The 24,945-nt window shown below is 33.2% G+C and carries 28 protein-coding genes; 10 read left to right on the forward strand and 18 right to left on the reverse strand.

Translation table 11 applies throughout. The features are described 5' to 3' along the window. Nucleotides 1-6 precede the first annotated feature (6 nt). Nucleotides 7-378, reverse strand: a complete 372-nt coding sequence (gene rsfS, locus DMA14_RS08090) for a ribosome silencing factor (protein WP_111366534.1) — start codon at nucleotides 376-378, stop codon at nucleotides 7-9. Between the two features lie 92 nt (nucleotides 379-470). Between rsfS and DMA14_RS08095 the strand changes: the two genes are divergently transcribed. Further along, nucleotides 471-1,199 carry a biotin--[acetyl-CoA-carboxylase] ligase gene (locus tag DMA14_RS08095; RefSeq protein WP_111424236.1) on the forward strand — a complete coding sequence of 243 codons (729 nt, stop codon included), beginning with the start codon at nucleotides 471-473 and terminating at the stop codon, nucleotides 1,197-1,199. Between the two features lie 236 nt (nucleotides 1,200-1,435). On the opposite strand, the gene DMA14_RS08100 is transcribed toward DMA14_RS08095, so the two are convergent. Continuing rightward, on the reverse strand, nucleotides 1,436-1,828 hold the full coding sequence (locus DMA14_RS08100) for an SRPBCC family protein (protein WP_111283220.1): 393 nt from the start codon (nucleotides 1,826-1,828) through the stop codon (nucleotides 1,436-1,438). Between the two features lie 108 nt (nucleotides 1,829-1,936). Continuing rightward, nucleotides 1,937-2,581, reverse strand: coding sequence for an orotate phosphoribosyltransferase (gene pyrE / locus DMA14_RS08105; protein WP_012024670.1), 645 nt, complete (start codon nucleotides 2,579-2,581; stop codon nucleotides 1,937-1,939). A gap of 7 nt (nucleotides 2,582-2,588) precedes the next feature. Here pyrE and DMA14_RS08110 point away from each other — a divergent pair, with 7 nt between their 5' ends. Next, nucleotides 2,589-3,251, forward strand: a complete 663-nt coding sequence (locus DMA14_RS08110) for an NUDIX hydrolase (RefSeq protein WP_111424237.1) — start codon at nucleotides 2,589-2,591, stop codon at nucleotides 3,249-3,251. Between the two features lie 228 nt (nucleotides 3,252-3,479). Here the strand turns inward: DMA14_RS08110 and DMA14_RS08115 are convergent, their stop codons facing one another. Continuing rightward, nucleotides 3,480-4,220 (reverse strand): DUF6882 domain-containing protein, encoded by a 741-nt coding sequence (locus tag DMA14_RS08115; RefSeq protein ID WP_111424238.1) that lies wholly within the window; start codon nucleotides 4,218-4,220, stop codon nucleotides 3,480-3,482. Between the two features lie 57 nt (nucleotides 4,221-4,277). After that, nucleotides 4,278-4,508 carry a DUF4287 domain-containing protein gene (locus DMA14_RS08120; protein WP_111424239.1) on the reverse strand — a complete coding sequence of 77 codons (231 nt, stop codon included), beginning with the start codon at nucleotides 4,506-4,508 and terminating at the stop codon, nucleotides 4,278-4,280. 178 nt (nucleotides 4,509-4,686) lie between these two features. Between DMA14_RS08120 and DMA14_RS08125 the strand changes: the two genes are divergently transcribed. The 4 genes from DMA14_RS08125 to DMA14_RS08140 all read left to right on the forward strand — a co-directional run bounded on the left by DMA14_RS08125 (nucleotide 4,687) and on the right by DMA14_RS08140 (nucleotide 8,103). Further along, nucleotides 4,687-5,100, forward strand: a complete 414-nt coding sequence (locus DMA14_RS08125; RefSeq protein ID WP_111424240.1) for a helix-turn-helix domain-containing protein — start codon at nucleotides 4,687-4,689, stop codon at nucleotides 5,098-5,100. Between the two features lie 252 nt (nucleotides 5,101-5,352). Beyond that, complete coding sequence (locus tag DMA14_RS08130; RefSeq protein ID WP_157957690.1) at nucleotides 5,353-6,492, forward strand: hypothetical protein; 1,140 nt, start codon at nucleotides 5,353-5,355, stop codon at nucleotides 6,490-6,492. Nucleotides 6,493-6,501: 9 nt separating this feature from the next. Continuing rightward, nucleotides 6,502-7,083, forward strand: a complete 582-nt coding sequence (locus DMA14_RS08135) for a hypothetical protein (RefSeq protein ID WP_111424242.1) — start codon at nucleotides 6,502-6,504, stop codon at nucleotides 7,081-7,083. A gap of 615 nt (nucleotides 7,084-7,698) precedes the next feature. Further along, nucleotides 7,699-8,103: a hypothetical protein gene (locus tag DMA14_RS08140; RefSeq protein WP_111424243.1), complete on the forward strand. Its 405-nt coding sequence runs from the start codon at nucleotides 7,699-7,701 to the stop codon at nucleotides 8,101-8,103. Between the two features lie 355 nt (nucleotides 8,104-8,458). Here DMA14_RS08140 and DMA14_RS08145 read toward each other — a convergent pair whose 3' ends face one another. Then, on the reverse strand, nucleotides 8,459-10,186 hold the full coding sequence (locus tag DMA14_RS08145; RefSeq protein WP_111424244.1) for a M14 family metallopeptidase: 1,728 nt from the start codon (nucleotides 10,184-10,186) through the stop codon (nucleotides 8,459-8,461). A 241-nt stretch (nucleotides 10,187-10,427) separates the two neighbouring features. On the opposite strand from DMA14_RS08145, the gene DMA14_RS08150 reads away from it, so the two are divergent. Further along, nucleotides 10,428-11,789 carry a DEAD/DEAH box helicase gene (locus tag DMA14_RS08150; protein ID WP_111424245.1) on the forward strand — a complete coding sequence of 454 codons (1,362 nt, stop codon included), beginning with the start codon at nucleotides 10,428-10,430 and terminating at the stop codon, nucleotides 11,787-11,789. Between the two features lie 213 nt (nucleotides 11,790-12,002). Continuing rightward, nucleotides 12,003-12,449, forward strand: a complete 447-nt coding sequence (locus DMA14_RS08155) for a hypothetical protein (protein ID WP_111424246.1) — start codon at nucleotides 12,003-12,005, stop codon at nucleotides 12,447-12,449. Nucleotides 12,450-12,718: 269 nt separating this feature from the next. On the opposite strand, the gene DMA14_RS08160 is transcribed toward DMA14_RS08155, so the two are convergent. From DMA14_RS08160 to DMA14_RS08180, 5 genes are all read right to left on the reverse strand, one after another. After that, on the reverse strand, nucleotides 12,719-13,297 hold the full coding sequence (locus DMA14_RS08160) for a PhnA domain-containing protein (RefSeq protein WP_111424247.1): 579 nt from the start codon (nucleotides 13,295-13,297) through the stop codon (nucleotides 12,719-12,721). A gap of 100 nt (nucleotides 13,298-13,397) precedes the next feature. Further along, a complete protein-coding gene (locus tag DMA14_RS08165) occupies nucleotides 13,398-14,291 on the reverse strand; it encodes a hypothetical protein (RefSeq protein ID WP_157957691.1) in 894 nt (297 codons plus the stop codon). A gap of 52 nt (nucleotides 14,292-14,343) precedes the next feature. Beyond that, nucleotides 14,344-14,802 (reverse strand): pantetheine-phosphate adenylyltransferase, encoded by a 459-nt coding sequence (gene coaD, locus DMA14_RS08170; protein WP_111424249.1) that lies wholly within the window; start codon nucleotides 14,800-14,802, stop codon nucleotides 14,344-14,346. 45 nt (nucleotides 14,803-14,847) lie between these two features. After that, a complete protein-coding gene (locus tag DMA14_RS08175) occupies nucleotides 14,848-15,501 on the reverse strand; it encodes a zinc ribbon domain-containing protein (protein ID WP_111424250.1) in 654 nt (217 codons plus the stop codon). A gap of 92 nt (nucleotides 15,502-15,593) precedes the next feature. Continuing rightward, nucleotides 15,594-16,565, reverse strand: a complete 972-nt coding sequence (locus tag DMA14_RS08180) for a D-alanine--D-alanine ligase (RefSeq protein ID WP_111424251.1) — start codon at nucleotides 16,563-16,565, stop codon at nucleotides 15,594-15,596. A 320-nt stretch (nucleotides 16,566-16,885) separates the two neighbouring features. Here DMA14_RS08180 and DMA14_RS08185 point away from each other — a divergent pair, with 320 nt between their 5' ends. Together DMA14_RS08185 and DMA14_RS08190 are read left to right on the forward strand one after the other, a co-directional pair. Continuing rightward, nucleotides 16,886-17,506 (forward strand): PASTA domain-containing protein, encoded by a 621-nt coding sequence (locus DMA14_RS08185; RefSeq protein WP_111424252.1) that lies wholly within the window; start codon nucleotides 16,886-16,888, stop codon nucleotides 17,504-17,506. After that, nucleotides 17,496-18,539, forward strand: a complete 1,044-nt coding sequence (locus DMA14_RS08190) for an RluA family pseudouridine synthase (RefSeq protein ID WP_111424253.1) — start codon at nucleotides 17,496-17,498, stop codon at nucleotides 18,537-18,539. The genes DMA14_RS08185 and DMA14_RS08190 overlap by 11 nt, the downstream gene beginning before the upstream one ends. A gap of 219 nt (nucleotides 18,540-18,758) precedes the next feature. On the opposite strand, the gene DMA14_RS08195 is transcribed toward DMA14_RS08190, so the two are convergent. From DMA14_RS08195 to DMA14_RS08225, 7 genes are all read right to left on the reverse strand, one after another. Further along, nucleotides 18,759-19,376 (reverse strand): family 16 glycoside hydrolase, encoded by a 618-nt coding sequence (locus DMA14_RS08195; protein WP_111424254.1) that lies wholly within the window; start codon nucleotides 19,374-19,376, stop codon nucleotides 18,759-18,761. Next, a complete protein-coding gene (locus DMA14_RS08200; RefSeq protein ID WP_111424319.1) occupies nucleotides 19,377-20,618 on the reverse strand; it encodes an ATP-binding cassette domain-containing protein in 1,242 nt (413 codons plus the stop codon). 199 nt (nucleotides 20,619-20,817) lie between these two features. Further along, nucleotides 20,818-21,666, reverse strand: coding sequence for a sulfurtransferase (locus DMA14_RS08205; protein WP_111424320.1), 849 nt, complete (start codon nucleotides 21,664-21,666; stop codon nucleotides 20,818-20,820). 34 nt (nucleotides 21,667-21,700) lie between these two features. Next, nucleotides 21,701-22,486, reverse strand: a complete 786-nt coding sequence (locus DMA14_RS08210; protein WP_111424255.1) for a hypothetical protein — start codon at nucleotides 22,484-22,486, stop codon at nucleotides 21,701-21,703. Between the two features lie 57 nt (nucleotides 22,487-22,543). After that, nucleotides 22,544-23,398, reverse strand: coding sequence for a ThuA domain-containing protein (locus DMA14_RS08215; RefSeq protein ID WP_111424256.1), 855 nt, complete (start codon nucleotides 23,396-23,398; stop codon nucleotides 22,544-22,546). Between the two features lie 14 nt (nucleotides 23,399-23,412). Further along, nucleotides 23,413-23,802 (reverse strand): DUF1398 domain-containing protein, encoded by a 390-nt coding sequence (locus tag DMA14_RS08220; RefSeq protein WP_111424257.1) that lies wholly within the window; start codon nucleotides 23,800-23,802, stop codon nucleotides 23,413-23,415. Between the two features lie 119 nt (nucleotides 23,803-23,921). Continuing rightward, a complete protein-coding gene (locus DMA14_RS08225) occupies nucleotides 23,922-24,911 on the reverse strand; it encodes an alpha/beta fold hydrolase (RefSeq protein WP_111424258.1) in 990 nt (329 codons plus the stop codon). Between the last annotated feature and the right edge of the window lie 34 nt (nucleotides 24,912-24,945).

A 24,945-nucleotide genomic window follows, 5' to 3' on the forward strand; every position in this document is an offset into this window, starting at 1 on the left:
GTTTCTTTAGTATTTGTTCTCGATTGAAGTTATTTTGGCATCGCCCCAAAGGCTTTCGATGTTGTAATATTCGCGAATATGTTTCTGGAAAACGTGTACTACAATATGTACATAGTCCATTAAAACCCATTCTGCGTTATCGGTTCCTTCTACGTGCCAAGGTTTATCTTTTAAGTCTTTTGATACAATTTTTTGAATTGAGTTTACGATGGCGTTAACTTGGGTGTTTGAGCTACCGTTGCAAATAACAAAATAGTCGCATACAGCAGTATCTATATCTCTTAAGTCAAGAATGTCGATATCATTTCCTTTTACTTCCTCAATCCCTTTGATTATGTTCGCCAGTAGAACATCATTATTAATAGTCTTTTTCGCCATGAATTATTTTATATGAATTTGTAAAGTTACCAAATTTTGTGATTATTTTTGAACCTTAACAAAATATTAAATTAAGATATTTAAATTATTTAATGAAACTAATCAAACTCGATGCCATAGATTCTACAAATGACTTTCTGAAGGCTTTAGCAAGTCAGGATGAACTAGAGAATTTTACAACGGTAACAGCTGAAAATCAGACAAAAGGGAAGGGGCAAGTAGGTGGTGTATGGAAGACTGAAGCAGGTAAAAACTTAACTATGAGCGTTTTGGTTAAAGATTTCCTGTTTACCAATGATGAAGTTTTCAATTTAAGCCTTGTTGTTTCGTTATCTGTTGCAGAGGTTTTAAAAACATTAAATATTCCTGATATTTGTATTAAATGGCCAAACGACATTCTGTCATATAATAAGAAGTTAGTTGGCATATTAATCGAAAATACCTTAAAAAGTGATGGCAGGATCGTGTCAGTTGCCGGAATCGGAATCAATGTTAACCAAACTGATTTTACCGAATTGCCAACTGCTTCTTCTATGTCAGTAATTGCTGGTAAGGCTTTCAATAAAGAAGAATTAGCAGTTCTAATAGTTGAAAAGCTAAAAGAGAAAATTCAATTGTGGAATACCTCAGCAAACATTTTCTGGGACGATTACTTTAATTTTTTGTTTAAAAAAGGAGTTCCAACAGCATTTAGAGATAATAATAACAACGATTTTATGGGAATCATTCAAGGTGTTTCTCCAGTCGGAAAACTGCAAGTTTTGCTAGAAGATGATTCTGTTGCAGAGTTTGAGATTAAGGAGGTTAAAATGCTTTATTAAAGGCACTAAGGTTCTAAGATGCTAAGATGCTAAGGTTTTTTTTCTTCCAAGTGAATAAACCGTACTATTTGTCATTTCGAGGAACGAGAAATCACACGCGGGATTCCGCATGGATTAGGAAATACTTTGTCGAGCTACTAGTGTGATTTCTCGTTCCTCGAAATGACAAAAACAAAAAAGTCCAATCGTTAGATTGGACTTTTAATTTATAATTCACAATTAATAATTTACCATTATTAAAGTTTGTTCATATTGTTTGCTAAAGTTTCAATAAACTTACTGATTGGACCTTTAACCATCATCGCCATCATAGCGTTGAATTCTCCTTCAAAGAACAATTGAACAGCACTTTCTGAATCAGAAACAGTGTCAATGTTTGAAGTTAGTGTAAACGGAAGTTTATCACTTGCAGCACCCAAAACAATTTTGTTTGGCGCTACTTTATCTTTCATTTTTAATTTGATTTCTGGCATCCCTTTCAATCCAAAAATAAAAGCGTCTTCGCCAGTCACTTCAAATTTAGCGATATTGTCAGGCATTAATTTTTCGAAATTCTTTACGTCAGTCAATTGATCGAACAAATCTTGAGCTGATTTCTGAACTGTAACTTTTGGACTTTCTAAGTTCATATAGTGTTTTTTGTTTTGTTTCTAAGTTAAATTAAATTCCAATTTTAAAATCCCAAATTCCAAAAGGAGCAAAGCGACTTTAAAATCTAAAATCTAAAATCTAAAATCTTACTCCTGTCCCCAAGTAGATGGGCTTACGCTCCATTCTTGAAGAGTAGATTGCTGATCTTCTGTGATGTATTGTTTCTGAACTGCTAAGTCTAATAGGTTTTCGTAGTTACTCAATGTAAATAAATCAACATTAGCTTCTTTGAAGTTTTCTTCGGCAACGCCAAAACCGTAAGTAAACACAGCTGCCATACCTTTAATATTGGCACCTTCGTTTCTTAAAGCTTCAACAGCCAGCAAACTGCTTTTTCCAGTACTGATTAAGTCTTCGACAACTACAACATTTTGTCCTTTTTGTAAAAAACCTTCAACTTGGTTTTGTCTACCATGTTTTTTAGGTTCTGGACGCACGTATACGAACGGAAGACCTAAACTTTCGGCAACCAAAATTCCAACTCCAATGGCTCCAGTAGCAACACCAGCAATCACATCAGGTTTTCCAAATTGTTTTTCGATGTTTTTAGCAAACTCATCACGAACATAGTTTCTGATGCTCGGAAATGAAAGAATTAACCTATTATCACAGTAAATAGGAGATTTCCAACCAGAAGCCCACGTAAAAGGATTTTCGGGATTCAATTTAATTGCATTTATTTGCAAAAGCAATTCGGCTGTTTTTTCGGCAGTATCTTTATTAAAAATCATAATACAAATGTATAAAGTTTTTGTAAACGACAAACCACTTTTTTTGACAAATGAAATCTCGAAAGAAACAGATTTCCAATTGTTCTTGTTGGAGAGTATTGATATCGAACAGCTTATTATAAAAATTTTTCAAAATAAAATTCAAAAAGCCATTCTATATCATCCCGACGAAAGTGAGATGATGAAAACCCTAAAAGCCAAGATTCCGGTAAATAAAGCGGGCGGAGGCTTTGTCTATAACAAGAAAGGCGAAGTCTTGTTTATCTTTAGAAACGGAAAATGGGATCTGCCAAAAGGCGGAATCGAGAAAGGGGAAGACATCGAAACGACGGCTATGCGTGAGGTAGAGGAGGAGACAGGAGTAAACCAGCTTCGTATTACGAATAAACTTCAAAAAACCTATCATATCTTTAAACGCAACGGAAAATACAAACTTAAAATCACGCATTGGTTCGAAATGTTTTCCGATTTTGAAGGAACACCACACGGACAATTAGAAGAAGGAATCGAAAAAGTAGCGTGGTTAAACCCAGAACAAATCAAAGAAGCACTTAAAAACTCTTACGAAAACATAAAATTATTGTTTGAAGAAGAAAATAAAACAATAGAAAAAATCGGTGCGCCAATTGCTTATCGCTCAGGTCCAGATTCCAAAATAAAAGATATTTAAAGTTTCTAAATTAGAATTTGTCCCGATAGCTATCGGGATTAAAAATTGAAGATTAACAATTCATTTGGGCGTGCCACCAATAAAAAAAAGACCCAATCAACTTTGCGTTCATTGGGTCTTTTTTTTATTGCTGTCGGGCTATCCGCGCTACTTCGGTAGCCTGCTTCTATCCCTCACGCGGGCACTCGGTTTCAGAAGATCGTTTATGTTATTTAGTTATTCTGAGTTTTAAGAATTACCATTTAAGCTTGTCAAAAGATTATCGTCATTAAAAACAGCATTAATAACATTTCCATTCTTTTCGGCTTTAATTTCATTTCCGTTTGAACTCAATTCAAAACCTTTTTGAGAAAGATAATTGGTAAAAGCATTTTTATGATTTTGAATTTCAAAAGTCGAAATCAATTCTGGGAAAACAGTCAAAATTCTAGCGAATTCCTCACTTTTAGTATTGTCAATCGAATCATCTTTAAGGGTGACAACCATTGTTCCTTGACCGTAATTTCCAAGATAATAACCGCTCAAATCAAACATTGTAGTAGCAACCATTCCAATAAGATGTAAATCATTCGGAACAGCGTCAAATTTTCCAACACTCAATAAATCAATATTATTTTCTTCCCCGTATTTTTTTAATGAAAGTGCTTGTTGCATAACAGATTCTGCATAACCGCCCGCTTTGTTGTCCCAAAGCCAAAGCCAAGTTTCCGAAGAATGTGAAAATGAACCCAAAACTTGCATTGGAAAAGTAAGATCATCACCAAAAGTAATTTCTTCAGCATCCATATTAACATTCCAAGAAAGTCCGCCTGTTACCGCATAGAGATTTCTTTGTTTTTCTAAAGCCGATGCTCCATATTTCTCTAAAAAATCATTTTCAGAGGTAAAATGTTTACCAACATTTTGCTGATTAGTAGTTGATTCTGTTTTTTCTTCTTTCTTTTTAAAAAGATTATCGAATAGTCCCATTTCTTTGTGGCTTGTATAATTATAAAATTAAAATTCTTGATTTTTTTTACTTAAATTTTATTCGCTTTCTTCGTTTTTAATGCCTTTAAGCAGTGCGTAAATTGCCATTGCATGCCCTTGCCCTAAGCTAAAATCATTTTTAAGCCAATTGACAATATCTCCAGCTTTTACTTCTGGTTTTAATTCTCCGTTTGCGGTAAATCCTTTTTGTTCAGCTAGAGTTCTAAACTCAGCTGGACCATTTCCTGTTTTTTCTTTGATTGTTTTTAGGTATCCTTGAAATGACATAAAATATAAGTTAGAAGTTAAGTAAAACGAAAATACAAATTAAAGTAGGATTAGTATTCGGTTTTTTAGATTTATTTAATTTGACAAAGTTTCACTTAGAATCTCAGAAACTTAGAAACTATTTTAATTTCATATCTCAAAAATCGTACTTTTGTTTAATAAGCAATACATTACAATTATGAGCACACTATCAAAACCAAGCCATATAGGAAGAAAAATAAGCCGTATTCGTGAACTTCGTGACATGAAGCAAGAAGCTTTGGCACAGGCTTTAGGAACAAACCAACAAGCTATATCTGCTTTAGAAAATAGTGAAACGATAGATGATGAAAAGCTAAAACAGATTGCAAAAGCTTTGGGAGTAAATGTTGAAGCGCTTAAAAACTTTTCAGAAGAAGCAGCAATTAATTATTTCAATAATTTCTATGATAATAGTAACGGGACTAATTTCGGAACTAATAATAATTGCACTTTTAATCCTTTAGATAAATTGATTGAAGCTTACGAAGAAAATAAAAAACTTTACGAACGTTTGGTTCAAGCAGAAAAAGATAAAGTGGAGTTTTTAGAAAAAGTATTGAAGGATAAATAAGTTTTTATTCTTTCTGGAATATAGAAAAGCCTAATAAAAGTTGTTTTTATTAGGCTTTTTTGTTTGGTTTATTGTCGCTGACGCGAGCGTCTTGCTCGTACATTTTAGTTTTGACTTAGATTGCGTTCACGAGCGGGACGCTCGCGCTAGCGTGGGGTTTTAATAAATTTCATAAAAATAATATAAGTTTTTTCTTAATATTTAAAAATAAAATTTATGTTTGTAGGAATTAAACTATTTAACCATATTGTTATGAAAAAATTTACAAGCCTAATAGGCGGCATGCTTTTAGTGTGCATCCTTTTAATGACAAGCTGTACCTTTGAAGGCAGCAGTATTAATGGAAATGTCGAGCCATCAGCCGAAGCAAGAAGTTGGTTCAATAATCATGAGTCAGAATACAATGCTTCGATTCTGCAATACATTGACAATTTGCAGTGGGAAAATGCCATAGTGTCAAACGGCAAGGATGGAGAGGTAATTGAAGTGCCTTTTACACTCAAAGAAAATTTAAGCACTTCAAATGAAAATGGAACATTAAACAATGTTCATCACCGTTTGGTGTTTATAAAAAATGATCCTAATAACTTTAAAACGTATTATGTTCAGATATTCGCGGCTAATGAGAATCCTGATAGTTTAGACAAAACTTCTACTTTTAATGGTGTGGCAAATAATTTTAATGGTAAAATTTTCACTCAAGATTTGCTTACCAAGAATGCTACAGCAATAGAATATAAGAATGGAAAAAATGTTAGGCTGGCAACGACTTCGAAAATGCGTGAAGAATTTTACGACTGTACTTTTATAGGTTATTGGAGCGAGGGAGGTACTTTTACACCAATAAAATTGTTATATTGCAGTGGAGGAAGTGATGCCCCACCAAGTGGAGGCCCAACAACAGGTGGTGGTGTTGCTGGTGGCTCTACTCCATCAACACCGACAGTAGATGATGATACACCTCCTAGTTGTGAAAGTTTTAATTTTACATCTAAGGTTGGAGCAAATTGGCAAGAATCTTTAGTTAAAAATGTATATTTTAGAGTAATACTTCTAGACAATAAAGGTCTTACAATTAATCACGTAGTATCTTATCCTCAACCAATTCTTTTTGGAATGCCAATAAATTTGAATAAAGGAAATGGCGATATAAGTGGGGGTGCCGCAGCAACGGTTTCTGCAATGGTACTTGATAAAGTTATGGGAGAAATTGTAAAAAAGTATGGGCGAACAAATGTATCTGATTTAACTTTGCGCCTGGAGTTTCAGCAATTGTTGATATCAGAATACAGAACTTACACTAATGGTGGTACTGTGAACTTCAATAGTGCATCTCCACTGCCAGCAACAAATTATAAAACAAATGCAAGTGCAACTGGGCTTTGTGACTAAATTTTAAATATGATAAATGAGATTTTATTAAGGCAATTGTATCTTTATTACCCGAAGAATATTTGCCCTTGGAATGAGAAAGAAAAATATTTGCAGACCTCAGAATTTAAAAGGTTACAATCTTTAATTGATTTTTTTGATTCTAAAACTAATTTAGCTATTCGAGAGAATATAAAAAAAGAGTTTGAAAAAGATATAATTTTGAAAGATTTTGAGGACTTTTCAAGGTTAGACTCCAATCAAGATAGGTGTTACACTTTTTATTTAAATGTTTTTGAAGGAGGAGAATTATACTCAATTACTTTATATCTTAGTATTTTAGTGCCCTATTATGCAATTAGAAAAGGTTGGCATCCACCTGAACCTTTTTTTTCTAAATCGCAAATTGAAGAATTAGAAAAGGCAAAATTAGATAAACGAACGATTGATGAGTTAATTAGTGATATCGAAATAATTGTTGAAGAAAAGCTTTTGTATAATAAAATGCCTCATGTGTTAATGAATAATGTAATTAATGATATAAGTTTCGGTGACATCTATTTAGGGTATTTCACTATGTTTAATGCATTTTTTAATAATAGTATAATATAAAATGAGAACAACAACTAAATTCTATGTTGCGTTTGTGAGTGTCTGTATTATTCTTACAGTTTATTTTTTCTTTAGTAATGAATATTTTTACATTATTCCTTACTACGAAAACTATTACATTATAAACTACTTTTATTTTAGTTTATTTTTTCTATTAATTGGTAGTCTAGTATTTTTTACCACACTATTTTTTAAAAGAAAAACGGATTAACTAAAACCGTACGTATAGTATATTTTTATAAATAGAGAGGTAGTGATTAATTAAAAACAATAGGCCTTGAGAATATTCTTAAGGTCTATTGTTTTTTAACTAGCTGCTTTTTTTTGAATAGGGAGGTATAGTCTGTAAAACCGATAAGAACGCCGTTAATTTTTTTCTGACCTTTTAACCACTCAAGTTGTTTGTTGTCAGTTATAATCGAATTGATTTTGTTTGTTTGCTAAAACTACAAAGTTGATATAATCGAGTTTGCTTCCGCTGCTGATGCGAGCGTCTCGTTCGTGATCTTTTTGTATTAGAGTGGGTTAGATTATGTTCGCGATGGTCGCTGACATATTAATTACGCCTACAAATTATATTATTACAACAGCTAACGCACCTAAAACAAATAGAACATGTCAATAAATTTAAAAGTTGCAAGATTCATCGCAATGATTTCTTTTCTATTAATCTTCGGGGTTCAAGAGAATGGGGTTCCAACCATTGCTCTGCTGCTGATTTATTTCTACCAATTTTTGAACGACCTTTTCAGTAGCATGGCATTTGGAATATTTTGGGAAGGGTTATCAATTATACCTGTATTTTTTCTGCTTATTTTGTTTTTAATAAGTAGGAATTATAAAGTTCTCTTGGGTTGTTTTGTATTGTTATTGGTTTATCAGGTTTACGTTACAGGACTTGTGAATAATTACCAGAACATACACAGTGCTTTTTTACTCCCTTTAACCGTGTTTGTAATATCATCAATTTACGTCATAGCAATAGTGAAAAAACAAAAACGGGATATCAAAGTTTCTTAACTTGTCAGCTATTTAAGATAAAGAATTTGGTTAGTTTACAATGTTTAATGCTTTTTTAAATAATTTAATAATGACAGAAAATGAAGAATAGATTTTTAGTGTTCTTAACAATTGGCATCGTGCTTTTTGTTTATTTTTATTTCTCAGATTACTTTTTAACTTAAATATAGGTGACACATATTATGTCATAAATTATTTTTACCCAATACTGATTGTTTTGATAGTTGGAAGTGCCATTTATTTTTACAAAAGAACCAAAGAAAAGTTAGGATAATTATTTATAGATTAAAAACCTCGAATTTACTTTCGAGGTTTTTAATTAAAAAAACTTAGCGCACTTTGCGTTAAAAAAAATCTACAAAACTCGATAAACAGGATACTGCATATGCGCCTTTTCATAATAAACAGAATGCTTGTAAATCCAATCCAATTGTGCTTCAGGATTTTTAGCAAACGCAGAATCGGATTGTTTTTTAGCTTCTAATTCTGCTTTTAGAGTTGGATTTTCTTTTAAAAGTTGTCCGGCAGTATCTTCAAAAATATACTCAGAGTAATGTTCTTTTTGCTGTAAAATTGGATCAAAGAAATTCCAGTTAAAGAACGAATCTACGCCTTCTGGTTCAAAAGCTTCTACAAGATATTTTACGCCTTTTTGGTTGGTTGGTACGATGTAATCTCCTTTGGCGAAAGCCATTTTAACGATTTTAGAAGTTACGGTTGTATTTCTATGTATATAATGTCCTTCGTAAGCAGACGGAACGGTTTTATAATCGGCAATTCTGTAGCTTTCGACTTCTATAATCGTATCGTTTTTAATTGGTTTAAATGAGATATTATTGTTTTTCAAAAGATCAATAATATTCCAATACCCTCTCGGAACAATATAAGCCGTAGGAATCATAACTTCTTTAAGCGATTTAAATTCTTTGATGTACGGAACATCTTTTTTATACGGTTTGCTTCGGTCATAATACAAACGATTTCCAGTTGTAGCGTCGCTTTTTTTATAACCTGCTTCATAACCTAAAAACGAAAAAGTGGTCGCTTTTGTGCTGTCCAATTCCCATTTTAAAGTGTATGATTTTTTAGGCTGATATTGTTCTAAGTTTTTTACTCTTAAATCTTTAATTTTTTGATAGTTCGCATCGGTAAAATCCAAAGTCGATTTCATGTATTCGTAGGTCATTTTTACACGTTCGCCATATTTTTTCAACATGTGTGTTTCGACCACAAAACCAATCGTATTAAATAAAGAAGTGTAACCCGTTGTATATCGCGGGCTATCAACAAACTGCCCAAAACCTTTGTCTGGCGTATCTTTAAACGAATCGACATAAGGCGTAGTTTCGATTTTCTTTTTCTGAAGATCTTTTACCACAGCTGGCATCATTTCGTTATTCATAAAATCACCCAAAACCGTTCCCAGTTTGTTGTGCTGTGTCATGATGTACGTCAGTTTGTATTGATAATCAGAACCGTTGCTCACGTGATTATCGATAAAAACATCGGCGTTTATTTTCTGGAAAATTTCTACAAAACTCTTCGTATTTCGAGTATCCGATTTCATTAAATCGCGGTTCAAATCGTAGTTTCTAGCATTTCCTCTAAAACCATAAATTTCTGGTCCGTCTTGGTTGGCGCGCGTTGTCGAATTTCGGTTTAAAGCACCACCAATATTATAAACTGGAATGGTAACCAAAACAGTATTTTTTGGCGCTTTCATTTTTCCTGTTGCCAAATCTCTGTAGAATTGCATTGTGGCGTCAATTCCGTCAGGTTCTCCAGCGTGGATTCCGTTATTTACAAACAAAACAGCTTTGGTTTTCTGGATCTTATCAAAATCAAATTCCTTGTCAGGATTAAAGGTAATCATGTGCAAAGGTTCGCCAGAATCGGTCAATCCCATTTCTTTCATTTGAATGGTTGGAAAATCAGCAGCCAGCATCTTCCAATAAGCGATAGTTTCCTGATAAGAAGCAGATTGATTTCCGTTTCCTTTCTCAAAAAACGTATCGTATTTTTTGTTGTTTTGAGCAGAAATAGTTATCGTGAAAAGTGAAAAGAGAAATATAAAAAGTTTCATGGTTTTGGTTTTAATAGGAATCAAATATAAAGTTTTTTGTTTCAAGTTTCAGGTTTCAAGTTGATATGCTTTGCAGTTATTTTTGTCTCGCAGATTTTGCAGATTTTGCGGATTTTTTATTTTAATATTTGGGATTTAATCTGCTTGATCTGCAAAATCTGCGAGAAACAAAATTCAACAGCATTCAAATCTGAACACTAAAAACTGTAAACTGCCCACTATTTTTGTCTACTTTTGCAGCATGAAAAAACACCATTCCAACGATATACTTTCGAATTTAGGGATTCAGAGCCTCAACGAGATGCAGGAAACTGCTCATGACGTTATTCTGAATGATAACAACGTTTTGTTGCTCTCTCCAACAGGATCTGGAAAAACATTAGCATTTTTGCTTCCAGTTTTAGAATTATTGCAGCCAGAAATCTTATCTGTTCAATGTTTGATTTTGGTTCCGTCACGCGAATTGGGACTTCAGATTGAACAGGTTTGGAAGAAAATGGGAACGCAGTACAAAGTAAATATTTGTTACGGTGGACACTCGATTGAAACCGAAATGAAAAATTTAAGCAATCCGCCAGCGGTTTTAATTGGAACGCCTGGAAGAATTGCCGATCATATTGACAGAGAATCTTTTAGAACCGATAAAATCCAGACTTTAATTTTGGACGAATTTGATAAATCGCTTCAATTAGGGTTTCATGAACAGATGTCTTTTATTATTGGCCGATTGCCAAAAGTCAATAAAAGAGTTTTAGTTTCAGCAACTTCAGATATTGAGATTCCGAAATACACGAGAGTCGTAAATCCAACTATTCTAGATTTTATTCCAGAGGAAGAAGAAAAGGCAAATCTTTCTATGAAAATGGTGATTTCGCCAGCAAAAGATAAACTGCAGAGTTTATTCAATTTGATTTGTTCTCTGAAATCAGAATCGGCTATTATCTTTTGTAATCACAGAGATGCTGCAGAACGTATCAGCGATACTTTAAACGAAAAAGGAATCTATTCGGTGTATTATCATGGCGGAATGGATCAGGATGAGCGTGAGAGAGCTTTAATTCAGTTTAGAAACGGTAGTGTGACGTATTTGGTTACTACAGATTTGGCGGCGAGAGGTTTGGATATTCCTGAAATGAAACATGTTATCCATTATCATCTTCCGTTAAAAGAAGACGAGTTTACGCATCGTAATGGGCGTACAGCACGTATGCAGGCAACGGGAACGGCTTACATTATCATTCACGAAAGTGAAAAACAATTGGATTACATTGATTACGAAATGGAGGTTTTTGATGTGGAAGGAAAAGTTTCGCTTCCAAGTCCGCCTAAATTTCAGACTATTTATATCAGTGGCGGAAAGAAAACAAAACTGAACAAATTTGATATCGTTGGATTCTTTTCTCAAAAAGGAAAACTGGAAAAAGACGATTTAGGTTTGATTGAAGTTAAAGATTTTGTTTCGTTTGCAGCTGTAAAGTACAATAAAGTAAAAGATCTTTTGAAAAATATTAAAGATGAAAAAATGAAAGGCAAGAAGTTTAAAATCGAAGTTGCCCGTAATGTCATCAAGAAAGAAGAAGATGAGAAGAGAGGGAAGTACTGATTTCTGATTATTAGAGTAAAGATGTAAGAAGCAAGATGTAGATATGGAGATTGAAATTTAGATTTTTAATATTTATTTTATTGTATTTCAGTAGTTTAGAATTGTGCGGCTAAGTTTTACAATTTTATGTTAAAAAAATAATGATTTGATAGGTGTTTTTTCAATAATTCTATGTTTTTTTGCTACAGTAAAATTGTAAACCCCAAATTCAGTATGAAAAACATTATTACCCTTGCCATTCTGTTCGTTAGCTTTGTATCATTTGGACAAGTTAAAGTTCTAGAGACAGTTCCTGTTGAGAAATTAGGAAAAGTGAATAACAATTACATCCAAAAAATTGGAGATGAGTACACGGTATATTATACTATTATCCAAAGCGATGAGGACTCTTCTAACTTAAGAAAATTCTCTTTCAAAAACATCGATAATGCCTACAACAACCTTTACAATATTATTGTTGGAGGATTTACAGCAACGCCTTTGTATGATATCAAATTAGAGTTGCCAAATAACTACATTTGGTTACACTACACAGGAAACGTTGTTCCAGACAAAGCAACTGTACAATTTATGGTTTCTAGCAAAGAAAGAGACGCAGATACAAACAATGTTTCTGAGCCATTCGTAAAAGACCAAATCAGTAAATTATTCCAGAAATAGTTTATTGTTAGAATAATATAAAAAAGCCCGTTCAGTTTTATGAGCGGGCTTTTTTTGTGTCAAGTTTTATATGTACTTTATGTATAGTTTTAGCGCAAAGTGCGCAAAGTATTTTTATATAAGGCTTTATAAAAGCGCAAAGTTCGCAAAGCTTTGTGGACAAAACTTTGCGAACTTTGCGTAAATCATTGTGTGCTTTGCGGTTAAATTGCTAGTATTTTAAAAAAACTTAGAATCTTAGCATCTCAGAACCTTAGCAACTTAAAAAATTAAATCTTCTTCACATATTGCGTGATAATTACAATCTGTTGTCCGTCTACTTTTCCTTCAATGTATTCAGCATTTTCGTGGTCTAAACGAATGTTTCTCACAGCAGTTCCTTGTTTGGCAACCATGCTTGATCCTTTTACTTTAAGATCTTTGATTAAAACAACCGAGTCACCATGTTGTAGCACTACGCCGTTACTGTCGCGGTGAACTAATTTGTTTTCGTCATCTTCGCCTTCTCCAGTTGCTTTTGCCCATTCTAGAGTTTCGTCATCAAGATACATCATATCTAGTAACTCCTGTGGCCATCCTGCAGCGCGCATACGGCTTAACATTCTCCAAGCTACTACTTGTACAGGGATATTTTCGTTCCACATGCTGTCGTTAAGACATCTCCAGTGATTTAAATCTACATTATCTGGATTTTCAATTTGGTCAATACAAGTGTTACAGGCTAATACAGCTTCGTCAATTCCGCCTTTTCTAGTTGGCAAAACTTGATAAACTTTTAAATTTTCTTCATTACCGCAAAGTTCACATTTAGATCCGCTTCGTTTGCTTAATTCTCTCTCGATACTCATTATTTGTTGTTTGTTTTAAAAATGCGAAATTACTTATAATTTGCTTCGCTGGCAAGTTTGTTGTTTTAATAACTGAGATAGACAATAGAAAACTAAAAAATTATTTTCTTTTATTTTTGGACTCTAATGAACTAACCTTCTTTTTTAGATTGTTTATTTCTTTATTTTGCTGAATTGTATAAAGTGTCAGTTCTTCTATTTTTTGTAATAATTTCAATTGAAAATCTTTCATGTTAAGTCCATTTTCAATCATCGTTTTTTCAGAATCTATTTCGGGAAGATGTTTATTGGTTGTAACATAAGATTCGAGTTCATTTAATTCCAATAATTTATAATCTTTTTCGAAAACAAAATCACATCCGCCTTGTAAATCAACTTTTATTTCTTTGGCTCTTATTGTCCCGCACACATCTAGTTTATAAGCAGGTACGTTGGTGCCAATACCAACATTATTATTCAGAAAGTTAAGGTCCTCAATTATGTATACATTAACAGCAGTTCCTTGAGGATAATCATTCTCTAATGAGGGAACTGCCATTGCGTTTGGATTATAATTCCAGCTGGTTGTAGTCTTATAGACATTTTGATTCATTCCATTAATTTCTTCTACCAATATATTTCTTCCACTATATATAGACCAATCTGTTGTTTTTTCTAGATGAGGACCACTATTTACTGTAGCTTGTATAGGAGTGGATATTAGTTCAGTTCTTTTTGGTTTCAATACATAAACTTTAACGTAAGAACCTTGTTCAAAATCACTATCTATTCCTTCGACTAGCATTGCAGTTGGATTAAAAGCTCTAAAAGGGGAGGTGTATATTTTTTTCTTGGTTCCATCTACTTTTTCTACCAATATGTTTTTAGTATTAAATTTAGACCAATCAGTTGTTGCTACTAAATGAGCGCCACTAGAAACTGTTGCATGTACGCTTTGAGATAATAAATTATTACTAACAGAAAGTAATAGTAATGCAAAAAATATTTTTTTCATTTTTTTGGTAAAAATATAAGATTTATCTGTATTGTATCGGTTTTTGAATAATTTATTTCTTAACCCTAACCGCATCTGGAACCAGCATCTCATATTCACCACCATGACGCAATACATCGCGGACAATGCTCGAACTGATAAATGAGGTACTTGCAGCTGTCAGCAAGAAAACGGTTTCTATTTTCGAAAGTTTTCTGTTGGTATGCGCGATAGCTTTTTCAAATTCGAAATCGGCAGGGTTGCGAAGACCTCTTAGAATGAAATTGGCCTTTAGTTTTTTTGCTAAATCAATTGTTAAACCTTCATAAGTAATAACTGAAACTTTTGGTTCGTCTTTGAAGGTTTCTTCAATGAAACGTTTTCTTTCTTCTAGTGAAAACATGTATTTTTTTTCGGCATTGACACCAATGGCAATTACAATTTCATCAAATAAAGGAATAGCTCTTTTAATGATGTCTTCGTGACCTAATGTAATTGGGTCAAATGATCCTGGGAATATGGCTTTTCGCATTTTTTTTAAGATTCTAAGTTGCTAAGATTCTAAGATACTAAGTTTTTATTTTGTTACTGGAATTTTGTATTCAAATTCTTCAGCTTCCAATGGGGATTTAGCTCGTCTGATTTTTATTATTTCATTATTTTCATAAAGTTCAATGATTGCTTTTTTTGAATAAGATACTTTTCGAACTGAATAGTTTTCTTTTTTATCTAAATCATCTACTTCATAAGGTAGATAAGCATCAAAATCATTATGTGTTGTAAAAATGCTGTCGGTTGTTATTTTATCTATTTTCATGGTTGAATAATAACCATTAGAAAATTTTAAATTATATACATCTCCAACTTCTGGTTTTTTTATTAAATCTGCAGTTTTCTTATTGTTGTTAATATAAACGTTTATGCCATAAATAATAACTAAAAGCATTATAATGCTTCCCGAAAACATCCAAATTGAATTTTCTAATTTTTCATTCTGTAATTTTTCTTGTGCGCTGGAAGATAAATCATCGTAATCAAATAAAGTTTGACAGTTACCACATTGTATATTTACATATTTCCCGACAGGAAAAAGAGGAATCATAGTAATATGAGTATACTTTTTGTATATACTAAAATGCAATGTGTTTTCAATCTCGCATTTGGGACATTTTTCATTTGAAATTACCCCGTTTTTTACATTTGAATCCCGAGTTCCTACTAGAAAAAGCATATTTTGTTAAGGTTCAGAGAGGTAAAAATTAAATTATTTAAAAAAATAAGGTGCTAAAATCTTAGAATCTTAGCACCTCAGTATCTTAGCATCTATTTTAAAGCTAATTCAATTGCATTTGTAAATAGATCTTCTAGAGAAATTCCGGCTGCTTTTGCTTGTTGCGGAATCAAACTTTCTGTTGTTAAACCTGGAATAGTGTTCATTTCCAACATGTGTGGTTCGCCGTTTACAATGATGAACTCGCTTCTTGAGAAACCTCTCATTTTTAAAACTTCGTAAGCACGTTTTGCAGTTTCTGATACTTTTTTAGTCAGTTCGTCAGAGATTCTGGCTGGCGTAATTTCTTGTGATTTTCCTTCGTATTTGGCTTCGTAATCGAAGAAATCATTGTCTGATACAATTTCTGTAATTGGTAAAACGATAACTTCTCCTTTGTAATTGATAACTCCCACAGAAACTTCAGTTCCGTCAAGGAAGCTTTCAATGATGATTTCGTTGTCTTCTTTATACGCTACTTCAATTGCAATTGGTAATTCTGCTTCGGTTTTTACTTTTGAGATTCCGAAACTAGAACCTGCTTTGTTTGGTTTTACGAAACATGGCAATCCTACTTTTTTAACGATTTCTGCAGTATTGATTTCGTCACCTTTGTTCAAATAATAAGAAATTGCTGTTTTGATTCCGTATGGTTTTAAAACAGATAATAAATCTCTTTTATTGAATGTTAAGGCCGATTGGTAATAATCGCAAGAAGATTGTGGCATTCCGATTAATTCGAAATACGCTTGCATTAATCCGTCTTCGCCTGGAGTTCCGTGAATGGCATTGAAAACACAATCAAATGTGATTTTCTCACCGTTTACTGTAACTGAAAAATCATTTCTATCAATTGGAAATTCGGCTTCATTTTCGTCTACATAAACCCATTTTTCTTTGAAAATGTGAATACGGAATCCGTTGTATTTTGTTTTGTCAAGATATTGATACACGACATTCCCGCTAATTAAAGATATTTTGTATTCGCTGGAATAGCCGCCCATGATGATGGCAATGTTTTTCATGTTTTTGTTTCAGGTTTTAATTTGTTTCAAGTTTCAGGTTTTGCGGTAAATCGTTCAAATCTGTTTTGAAACTTTATTGAATATATGATTTTTTAATAAATAACGTTCTTATGAAATAGATTGTCCTAGCCCTGATAGAAGCGGCATCCTTTTGTGCCGGGGTTCGGCGCAAAAGATACAGCGGATAGCAGGAAATGGCTCCTGAAATTTGAAATCGAGAATTTTAAAAATTCCAAATTCCAAAGTTCTTTGTTTTAAACAAAATTATCATTTTTTTTGAAACGAAATACTTTATCTTTGTCGCTATTAAAAATAAATTTATGAGTTTACGTCAGTATTTAACAAGCCGAGTTTTTTTCTTGCAATTGCTTGCGGCCGCAGCTATTATTGCGGTTATTGGTTATTTATTTATGCATTGGTTAACTTTTACGACTGATCACGGACACGAAATTGCAGTTCCGAATTTGTCTAAATTGACTGAGGAACAAGTGGAAAACAAATTGGACGAATTGGATTTGGATTACGTTCTTTTGGATAGTGTTGATTACAGAAGTGAATACCCTAAATATAGTGTTGTTGAGCAAGATCCGTTGCCAGGAACAATGGTAAAAGTGGGTAGAAAAATTTATATCAAGATTAATGCTTCTGGTTTTTCTTCTGTGAAAATTCCAGATTTGATCGAGAAAACATATCGTGAGGCTGTGCCGACGTTAAAAGCGCTAGGTCTTGAGCCAGGAACGATTACGTATATTCCGAACCTTGGAAAAGATATGGTTTTGGAAATGCGTTTAAAAGGAAGAAACTTAAAAGTAGGTGATAGAGTGCTTAAAGCTTCTAAAATTGATTTGGTTCTAGGAGACGGAAAAGCAAGTTATGTAGATGATAGTCAGGCGACAGATAGTACTGCGGTGCCTGCAGAAACCCCAAATGATGAACAATAATATTGAAGAAAATTTAGATCTGGAAGACGAATTATTTGAGCACTACAGATTTGAAGTCCCAAAAGGTCAGGCGTTTTTGCGTATTGACAAATATTTGATGTATTTGATTCCGAATGCCACACGAAATAAGATTCAGAATGCGGCAACTAACGGAAATATTTTTGTGAATGATATTCCGGTAAAATCAAATTACAAAGTAAAACCTTTTGATGTAATAACGGTTATGTTGTCGCATCCTCCGTTTGAGAATAGGGTAGATCCAGAAGATATTCCGTTGGATATTGTTTATGAGGATGATGCGTTATTGCTTATCAATAAGCCACCGGGATTGGTAGTACACCCAGGTCACGGAAATTATACTGGAACGTTGGTGAACGCTTTGGCTTTTCATTTTGAAAATCTGCCAATGAACAGTAGCGAGCGCCCAGGTTTGGTTCATAGAATTGATAAAGATACTTCTGGTCTTTTGGTTGTGGCTAAAACGGAAGCTGCTATGACGCATTTAGCAAAGCAATTTGAAGCTAAAACTACTGAACGTGAGTATATTGCTCTAGTTTGGGGAAATGTTGTGGCTGACAGTAGTACAATTGAAGGAAACTTAGCAAGACATTTGAAAGACAGAATGCAAATGGCCGTTTTTGATGATCCAGAAATTGGAAAACCTGCTATTACGCATTATAAAGTTTTGGAGCGTTTTGGTTATGTAACTCTTATTTCTTGTAAATTGGAAACAGGAAGAACACACCAGATTCGTGCTCATATGAAGCATATTGGTCATCCGTTATTTAATGATGAGCGTTACGGCGGTCATTTGATTTTGAAAGGAACAACTTTTACAAAATACAAACAGTTTATTGAGAATTGTTTTAAAGCTTTACCACGTCAAGCGCTGCATGCTAAAACGCTTGGATTTGTTCACCCAAATACGGGAGAATTAATGCGTTTTGATACAGAATTGCCTCAGGATTTTCAAGATTGTATCGAGAAATGGCGTAATTATGTGAAGTCGCATAACACGGAAGATGAAAATTAATTAGATAATTTGGCAATTAGAAAATTAGATAATTCTTATATAAAATAAAAAAAGCTCCCGAAAGGAGCTTTTTTTATTTTATCGTTCCAATATTCTGTAGAGGCGCACTGCAGTGCGTCTCCGCAACGAATATCTACAATACGTTAGACGCACTGCGGTGCGTCTCTACAGATATACTTTGTCTTATTATACGATATGGTAAATTTTGTTTTTATCAGTTTAATTCTTAATATATTTGATTTTTAAATCGGTTATTTTGATTTCTCCATTGCTTATGAAACCTAATTTTCCTTTTTGGTTTAGATTGCTTTTTTCAAGAGAGCATTCTAAACTTGTTTTATCGTCAACAGAAAAGTATAATTGGCTGTTTTGAACTCTAATTTTTACAGAATACCATTTATTATTTTCTAATTGCATTGGCTTTCTAAATAAGGTTTTTCCGCCTCTTTTTCCATACGAATCGTCTTTTTTATCATAGACTCCATCGCCAATTACAATGTTTTTGTCAATTTGATATAAGTAGGTTCTAATGTATTTTCCTTTATCTAAATTGAGCATGATTTCGAATAAAGATGCGTTGGTCATATTGACTTTCAAATTGATTTCATAATTCTTTGGAAGCTGTTTTTTTGAAACCAAAACTCCCCAAGGCGAAAGAGAACCATTTCCTGTAAGAGTGTCATTTTTTAGAATCCATTCTTTAGAATTAATTGTCCAATCAGATTTTATTTCTTTTGATGTACTTAAAGTATATTCTTTTTTTACTGTTGAAATTGTGCCAGAACACGAAATCAAGATTAACTGTAAAAGGAGAAATACGGCAAATTTTATTTTCATTTAATTTAATTCTGAGTGATATTTTATTTTTCCGATTGAACCAGTTTCAGTTGCTAAAAGTTCAAAGACAGAAGTAGGAGCAAGGCCCGATTCTATACGATGTGAAACATACAGTATAGAAACGTTAGTTTCTTGTTTTATGGTGTTGATAAGCTGAATTACCAAATCTACATTTTCGTCGTCTAAACCTTCTACAGGTTCATCTAAAATCAATAATGGCGGATGTTTTAAAACGGCGCGAACAATTAATGCAACACGCTGCTGTCCGATAGAAAGATCAATGAAACGTTTTTTGCGTAAATGTGTCATTTCGATAACTTCAAGCCATTGCGTCACGATATTCTTTTGATGTGTTGTTGGTTCAGTATAAAGCCCAATCTGGTCAAAGAATCCTGAAAGGATCATTTGCTCCAATGTATGTCCTTTTTGAAACAAATCCATCATAGAGGTCGCGTAAATCCCGATTTGTTTCTTTATATCCCAAACACTTTCTCCGGTTCCTTTTTTTCTTCCAAATAAAACCAGATTTTGTCCAAAGCCCTTTGGATTGTCTCCTGTAATCAAGGATAAAATAGTGCTTTTTCCGGAACCATTTGGACCGACTAACTGCCAGAATTCACCTTGTTTGATTGCCCAAGAAATGTTGTTAAGAATCTTTCTTTCGTCATAACTTACCGAAACATTTTCAAGTCTGATTAATTCGTTTCCCGGAAAAGTATGAGTTTCTGTTGCTTTTGGAATTGCAGTTGTATTTAACGTTTTGAAATGATTTTCGGCTTTTTTAAATGGATGCAATTCGAATGTGTTGTCTTTAATTTGAGCTTTATTTGGCACAAATTCAAGAACATCAACCGTACGATTTAAAAGCTGGATAATTGCAATATCATTGGTTAAGTCCTTTAATGAATTGGCTAAAACTACTCGCGAAGCTTGATCCAAATGATCAAAAGGATTGTCGAAAATAATGTAATCGGGTTTTTGATTAATACAGTATTTTAAAAACTCTTTTTTACGTTCGCCAGAAGAAAATGTTCGAAGCTGTCTATGCGAATCTGGCGAAGCTTCAACGCTGTCATATTGAAATTCTTTTTCTATAAATTTTTCAATGGCTATGTCAGAAAAAAGTATTCCTTTTTGATTGTTAAAAACGGCTAATTCTCCAGTTGCTTCGCCATTTAATATATTGTCTATTAATTTCTTTTTATTTACTTGATTTGATAAAAGTATATCCCAGTGCTGCATGGTAATTTTTATTTGTATTATTTTTTTTGCCACAGATTTCGCAGATTAAAAGGATTGAAAAAAAATGTGTTGCCACGAATTTCGCGAATTCGCACGAATTTTTTATCATTTATAATTCGTGAAATTGCTTCGCCTATTTGCTATCGCTCGGACCGTGGCTAAAAAAATCACTTTAATCTGTGAAATCTGTGGCTAAAAATTATTCTGTTTGTTGAGTTGCCATTTCGCGGTCATTTCTTGACCATTCGCTCCAAGAGCCAGCATATAATTTAGGAATTGGAAGTCCTGCGTAATCCATCGCTAATAACGTGTGACAGGCTGTAACTCCAGAACCGCAATGTACGATTGTATTTTCTGCTTTTATATCTTTTAAAACGATTTTATACTTTTCAGCCAATTCGTCTGCAGGTTTAAAGAATCCGTTTTCATCCAGATTTTCCGTTAGCGGAACATTAACAGCTCCAGGAATATGCCCTGCAATTAAATCGAGTGGTTCTACCAAACCATCATATCTGTTTTTATCGCGAACATCGATTACAATATTTTGATCGTTTTTACGAGCTTTTTCGACTTCGTCAATATCCGCTAAAAGTAGTTTCCATTCGTGAGAAGGATAGGCTGTTTTTTCAAAAATTTCAATTCCAGAATTAGTCGGAAATCCTACTTGAATTGCCGCTTGATAACCTCCATTTAAAACCTGAATTTTTTCATGACCAACCGCGCGCATCATCCACCAGAATCGAGCTGCAAAATTGGAACCGTTTTTATCATCGTAAACGACAACATGATCTGAAGGTGAAATTCCTAATGAAGATAGGGTTTTTGAAAAATCTTCAGAAGAAGGTAATGGATGTCTTCCTCCATTGGCTGGATTTTCTGGAATTGCAGCCAAATCACGATTTAAATCAATATAACGAGCGTATTTTAAATGTTCTTTTTGATAATTTTCGAAAGTGTTTGCGCCAGCCCTAGCGTCAATTAAGATAATTGAATCTTGAATCTTTAATAATTCCTCAACGTTTATAATAGGTGAAAATGTAATAGACATGTTGAAATCGTTTTTATAATTTATTTTCAGTTGCTTAGTCAGCAAATGCCTGACTGTAAAAAATTAAAAAAGTATTATTTGTTTTGTTATACTTCAGACAATCCCAATTATTGTAAACAGGACTTGTTGAAATGCAAAGTGTGTTTTCTAAGTTTGTTTTGGAAGTTTTCTTTGAAAAACATCCATCTTTCAAGGCAAAATTTTCGTCTTTTGAGATATCGGCAACTTTTACTGGAGGCGCCTCGAGATAGTATCCTGGATTTATTTCAATAGCGTCTTCATTCATAATTAAATTTTCTTGGGCAAATTGATAATCAAGCGTTCCAAAAGAATAACTGCCACAATCATTTAAACCGTTTTCGACTTTTATGTCTTTAAATAGTTCAGAATATATATTTGTTGCTCCATTAAAAAGCAAAAATTTCAATCTGTTGCTTTTTATATCATAAACTGCAAAAATATAATCTTCGCTACTTGTTTGAAATATATTTCCTTTTGCAAAAGAAAGCAATTCGTAATCATGGTTTGTTTTGAAAAATTGGTTTTGTTTTTCGTCTAGTTGTTCTGTCATTTTAGAATTGACTTTAGAAAAAAGCTGTTTTTCAGAAAGTCGTTTTAAACTTTCTCTGTTTTCTGAAATTCTGTCTGCTAATTTAGAATCGTCATAAACGGAAATCTGATAATGAATTGTGTCAGAAGTTTTATTTGCTTTGCTACTTTCGTGTACTGTTTCTTTTTTATTGGTGATTTTCTCTTGCTGTTTTGAGTTGCATGAAAATAAAGCTAGTGAAAGAAGAACGAAAGCAATTTTGATTTTCATAAAAAAAGGAATGTTTTTTAGTTTTATAAAGGATTTGTTTTTGGTTGTTTGTGTGCTTTATTTTTTCTTGGAATTACCAAGCCAAAGCAAAGCATTCAAAATTAACTGACTTTGTGTTTTGTTTTCAAAAGTGTATGATAAAGTTTTGTTTGTTCCGCCTTCATAATCGATATCATTGTGTCCCATATTTACGTACAGCATTTTGTATTTTTTATTGGTCCAAACAACAGGATAATAACCACTGTGCCAGATTTCATGTGCTTTTGGGCCAGTTCCTAATGGAAAACTAGATTCATCAATAGCCAATAAAATTTCAATATCTGGATTTTTGGTTAAATCGTTAGACCATCTGTACCATTCGTTTGGAGCAGAAGAGAAAGTTTTAGGCAGATTTTTGGTTACGGGATGCTGATTTTCTACTCTTAAAACTGCTGAAGTCGGTTTCCAAGTATTGCTTCCGTATTCGCCAGAACCTAAAAAAGTATTGTGATACCAGTTCCAATCTTGATTGTAGCTCGAATTGTTTAAAGCAAATGCTGAAAAGTGAAATCCAATAAAGCCTCCACCGTTTTCCATATATTTTTGAAAAGCATCGCGCTGTTCTTTTTTCTCGGGTCTTGTATCTAAAAAGAGAACAACTTGATATTTCGCCAAAAACTTAGCATTTAAATTATCCCAATTACTGGTCGAATCGTATTGAAAATGATTTTCTGCGGCTAATTTCGGAAAGTATTTATTAGCTTCATGCACAAAACTAATATGCGCCTGATCGTTTTTTGCGGTATAAAAAGCAATTACTTTAAATTTTGGATCTTTTTTGTTCTGTGAAAAGCCAATGAATGAAATAACAAAAAAGAGAATTAAAATGCTTCTTTTGAAAATGGTTTGGTGGTTTTGGTTAAAAATAGTCATTTATGTCTAATGAATTATAGAGGAATTTTTTCGATTAAAATTTCATGTTCAGATTTATCAAAATAAGTGCAAGTCATTTCGACAATATCAACACGCCATTTTGCAATTCCAGCTTGTGCACAGTGATTGCAGAAAGTCATATAATCGGTTTCGCCATGCTGGTGTTTTACCAAATTTTCGATAAAAAGTTCTTTGTTTGGAAAATCAGCAATTTTAATTTCAGGATATTTCTCTTCTGCTGCGGCTGTGTAATTGTTTAATCCGTAATAAACAACGCTTCCATCGTGTACATAAGTATCATATCCTTTGACACCAAGGATTATTAAATCTTGAATATAATTTGGAAAATCTGCTCCAGTTTTCACTTTCGAGTGCGCTTCTTTTATTTGTTTTATTGTAAACATGTTTATATGATTTTTAAGTTAGGGTTTGCCACGAATTGCACTAATTTACACGAATTTTTTATTTAAAAATTTCGGAAAATTAATTAGTGTCAATTCGCGAAATTCGTGGCGAAAAAAAATTATTTCAAAAATACGATTAATGATTTTATAAATGAATCAAAAGATTCAATATGTGGCAAATGTCCTGTATTTGGAATTTCAACGAGTTTTGCATTTGGAATTGCTTTCTGAGTTTTTTTGCCCAATTCAGCATAATTTCCCATTGTTTTTCGCACTTCTTCAGAAACTAATGGTTTTCCCAAAGCGGTTTTGTCTCTTGTTCCGATAATCAATAATGTTGGACATTTTATGTTTTTAAATTCATACAAAACGGGCTGCGTAAAAATCATATCGTATAAAAGAGCCGAATTCCAAGCAACAATATTATAATCTGCTGCAGTGGTCCAGCCTGCGCCAAGTTCAGCCCATTTTTGATAATCGGCATTCCATTTTCCGTCATAATAATTTGCCATTTGGTATTGCTTAATGTTTTCGTAATTCTGTTTTAATTCCGATTCGTACCACCAATCAACAGGTTTGTAAGGCACGACTAATTTCCAGTCTTCTAAGCCAATCGGATTTTCTAAAACTAATTTTTCTGTTGTTTCTGGATACATCAATGCAAATCGCGTTGCCAGCATTCCTCCCATAGAATGTCCTAGAATAGTGGTTTTGCTAATTCCTAAATGATCTAAAAGCTTCTTGGTGTTTTCTGCCAGCTGCTGAAAAGTGTACTGAAAATGATCTGGTTTTGTTGATTTTCCAAAACCAATTTGATCGGGAACAATTACTCGATAACCTTCTTTTGTTAGTGCTTTAATTGTAGTTTCCCAATAAGCGCCGTTGAAATTTTTTCCGTGAAGTAAGACAATATTTTTCTGATTGTAATTTTCTGGAATAACATCCATATAACTCATTTTCAAGTATTGGCGCTGATTGCTCAATTCGATAAAATGAACAGGGAAAGGATATTCGTAGTTACTTAAATTAATGTCCAGTGCTTTTATATTTCCCTGCTGGCCAAAACTTAAGAAGGGAATTAGTATAAATAATAATTTCAGTATTTTCATTCGAGAGGCAATTGTTTTTATGATTTATAAAATT

The sequence above is a fragment of the Flavobacterium sharifuzzamanii genome, from assembly GCF_003254585.1.
GTDB lineage: Bacteria > Bacteroidota > Bacteroidia > Flavobacteriales > Flavobacteriaceae > Flavobacterium > Flavobacterium sharifuzzamanii.

Excerpts from the sequence above, each read along its gene's own strand:
- rsfS (WP_111366534.1), bottom strand. The coding sequence starts at position 378 with ATGGCGAAAAAGACTATTAATAATGATGTTCTACTGGCGAACATAATC.
- DMA14_RS08095 (WP_111424236.1), top strand. The coding sequence starts at position 471 with ATGAAACTAATCAAACTCGATGCCATAGATTCTACAAATGACTTTCTG.
- DMA14_RS08100 (WP_111283220.1), bottom strand. The coding sequence starts at position 1,828 with ATGAACTTAGAAAGTCCAAAAGTTACAGTTCAGAAATCAGCTCAAGAT.
- pyrE (WP_012024670.1), bottom strand. The coding sequence starts at position 2,581 with ATGATTTTTAATAAAGATACTGCCGAAAAAACAGCCGAATTGCTTTTG.
- DMA14_RS08110 (WP_111424237.1), top strand. The coding sequence starts at position 2,589 with ATGTATAAAGTTTTTGTAAACGACAAACCACTTTTTTTGACAAATGAA.
- DMA14_RS08115 (WP_111424238.1), bottom strand. The coding sequence starts at position 4,220 with ATGGGACTATTCGATAATCTTTTTAAAAAGAAAGAAGAAAAAACAGAA.
- DMA14_RS08120 (WP_111424239.1), bottom strand. The coding sequence starts at position 4,508 with ATGTCATTTCAAGGATACCTAAAAACAATCAAAGAAAAAACAGGAAAT.
- DMA14_RS08125 (WP_111424240.1), top strand. The coding sequence starts at position 4,687 with ATGAGCACACTATCAAAACCAAGCCATATAGGAAGAAAAATAAGCCGT.
- DMA14_RS08130 (WP_157957690.1), top strand. The coding sequence starts at position 5,353 with ATGAAAAAATTTACAAGCCTAATAGGCGGCATGCTTTTAGTGTGCATC.
- DMA14_RS08135 (WP_111424242.1), top strand. The coding sequence starts at position 6,502 with ATGATAAATGAGATTTTATTAAGGCAATTGTATCTTTATTACCCGAAG.
- DMA14_RS08140 (WP_111424243.1), top strand. The coding sequence starts at position 7,699 with ATGTCAATAAATTTAAAAGTTGCAAGATTCATCGCAATGATTTCTTTT.
- DMA14_RS08145 (WP_111424244.1), bottom strand. The coding sequence starts at position 10,186 with ATGAAACTTTTTATATTTCTCTTTTCACTTTTCACGATAACTATTTCT.
- DMA14_RS08150 (WP_111424245.1), top strand. The coding sequence starts at position 10,428 with ATGAAAAAACACCATTCCAACGATATACTTTCGAATTTAGGGATTCAG.
- DMA14_RS08155 (WP_111424246.1), top strand. The coding sequence starts at position 12,003 with ATGAAAAACATTATTACCCTTGCCATTCTGTTCGTTAGCTTTGTATCA.
- DMA14_RS08160 (WP_111424247.1), bottom strand. The coding sequence starts at position 13,297 with ATGAGTATCGAGAGAGAATTAAGCAAACGAAGCGGATCTAAATGTGAA.
- DMA14_RS08165 (WP_157957691.1), bottom strand. The coding sequence starts at position 14,291 with ATGAAAAAAATATTTTTTGCATTACTATTACTTTCTGTTAGTAATAAT.
- coaD (WP_111424249.1), bottom strand. The coding sequence starts at position 14,802 with ATGCGAAAAGCCATATTCCCAGGATCATTTGACCCAATTACATTAGGT.
- DMA14_RS08175 (WP_111424250.1), bottom strand. The coding sequence starts at position 15,501 with ATGCTTTTTCTAGTAGGAACTCGGGATTCAAATGTAAAAAACGGGGTA.
- DMA14_RS08180 (WP_111424251.1), bottom strand. The coding sequence starts at position 16,565 with ATGAAAAACATTGCCATCATCATGGGCGGCTATTCCAGCGAATACAAA.
- DMA14_RS08185 (WP_111424252.1), top strand. The coding sequence starts at position 16,886 with ATGAGTTTACGTCAGTATTTAACAAGCCGAGTTTTTTTCTTGCAATTG.
- DMA14_RS08190 (WP_111424253.1), top strand. The coding sequence starts at position 17,496 with ATGAACAATAATATTGAAGAAAATTTAGATCTGGAAGACGAATTATTT.
- DMA14_RS08195 (WP_111424254.1), bottom strand. The coding sequence starts at position 19,376 with ATGAAAATAAAATTTGCCGTATTTCTCCTTTTACAGTTAATCTTGATT.
- DMA14_RS08200 (WP_111424319.1), bottom strand. The coding sequence starts at position 20,618 with ATGCAGCACTGGGATATACTTTTATCAAATCAAGTAAATAAAAAGAAA.
- DMA14_RS08205 (WP_111424320.1), bottom strand. The coding sequence starts at position 21,666 with ATGTCTATTACATTTTCACCTATTATAAACGTTGAGGAATTATTAAAG.
- DMA14_RS08210 (WP_111424255.1), bottom strand. The coding sequence starts at position 22,486 with ATGAAAATCAAAATTGCTTTCGTTCTTCTTTCACTAGCTTTATTTTCA.
- DMA14_RS08215 (WP_111424256.1), bottom strand. The coding sequence starts at position 23,398 with ATGACTATTTTTAACCAAAACCACCAAACCATTTTCAAAAGAAGCATT.
- DMA14_RS08220 (WP_111424257.1), bottom strand. The coding sequence starts at position 23,802 with ATGTTTACAATAAAACAAATAAAAGAAGCGCACTCGAAAGTGAAAACT.
- DMA14_RS08225 (WP_111424258.1), bottom strand. The coding sequence starts at position 24,911 with ATGAAAATACTGAAATTATTATTTATACTAATTCCCTTCTTAAGTTTT.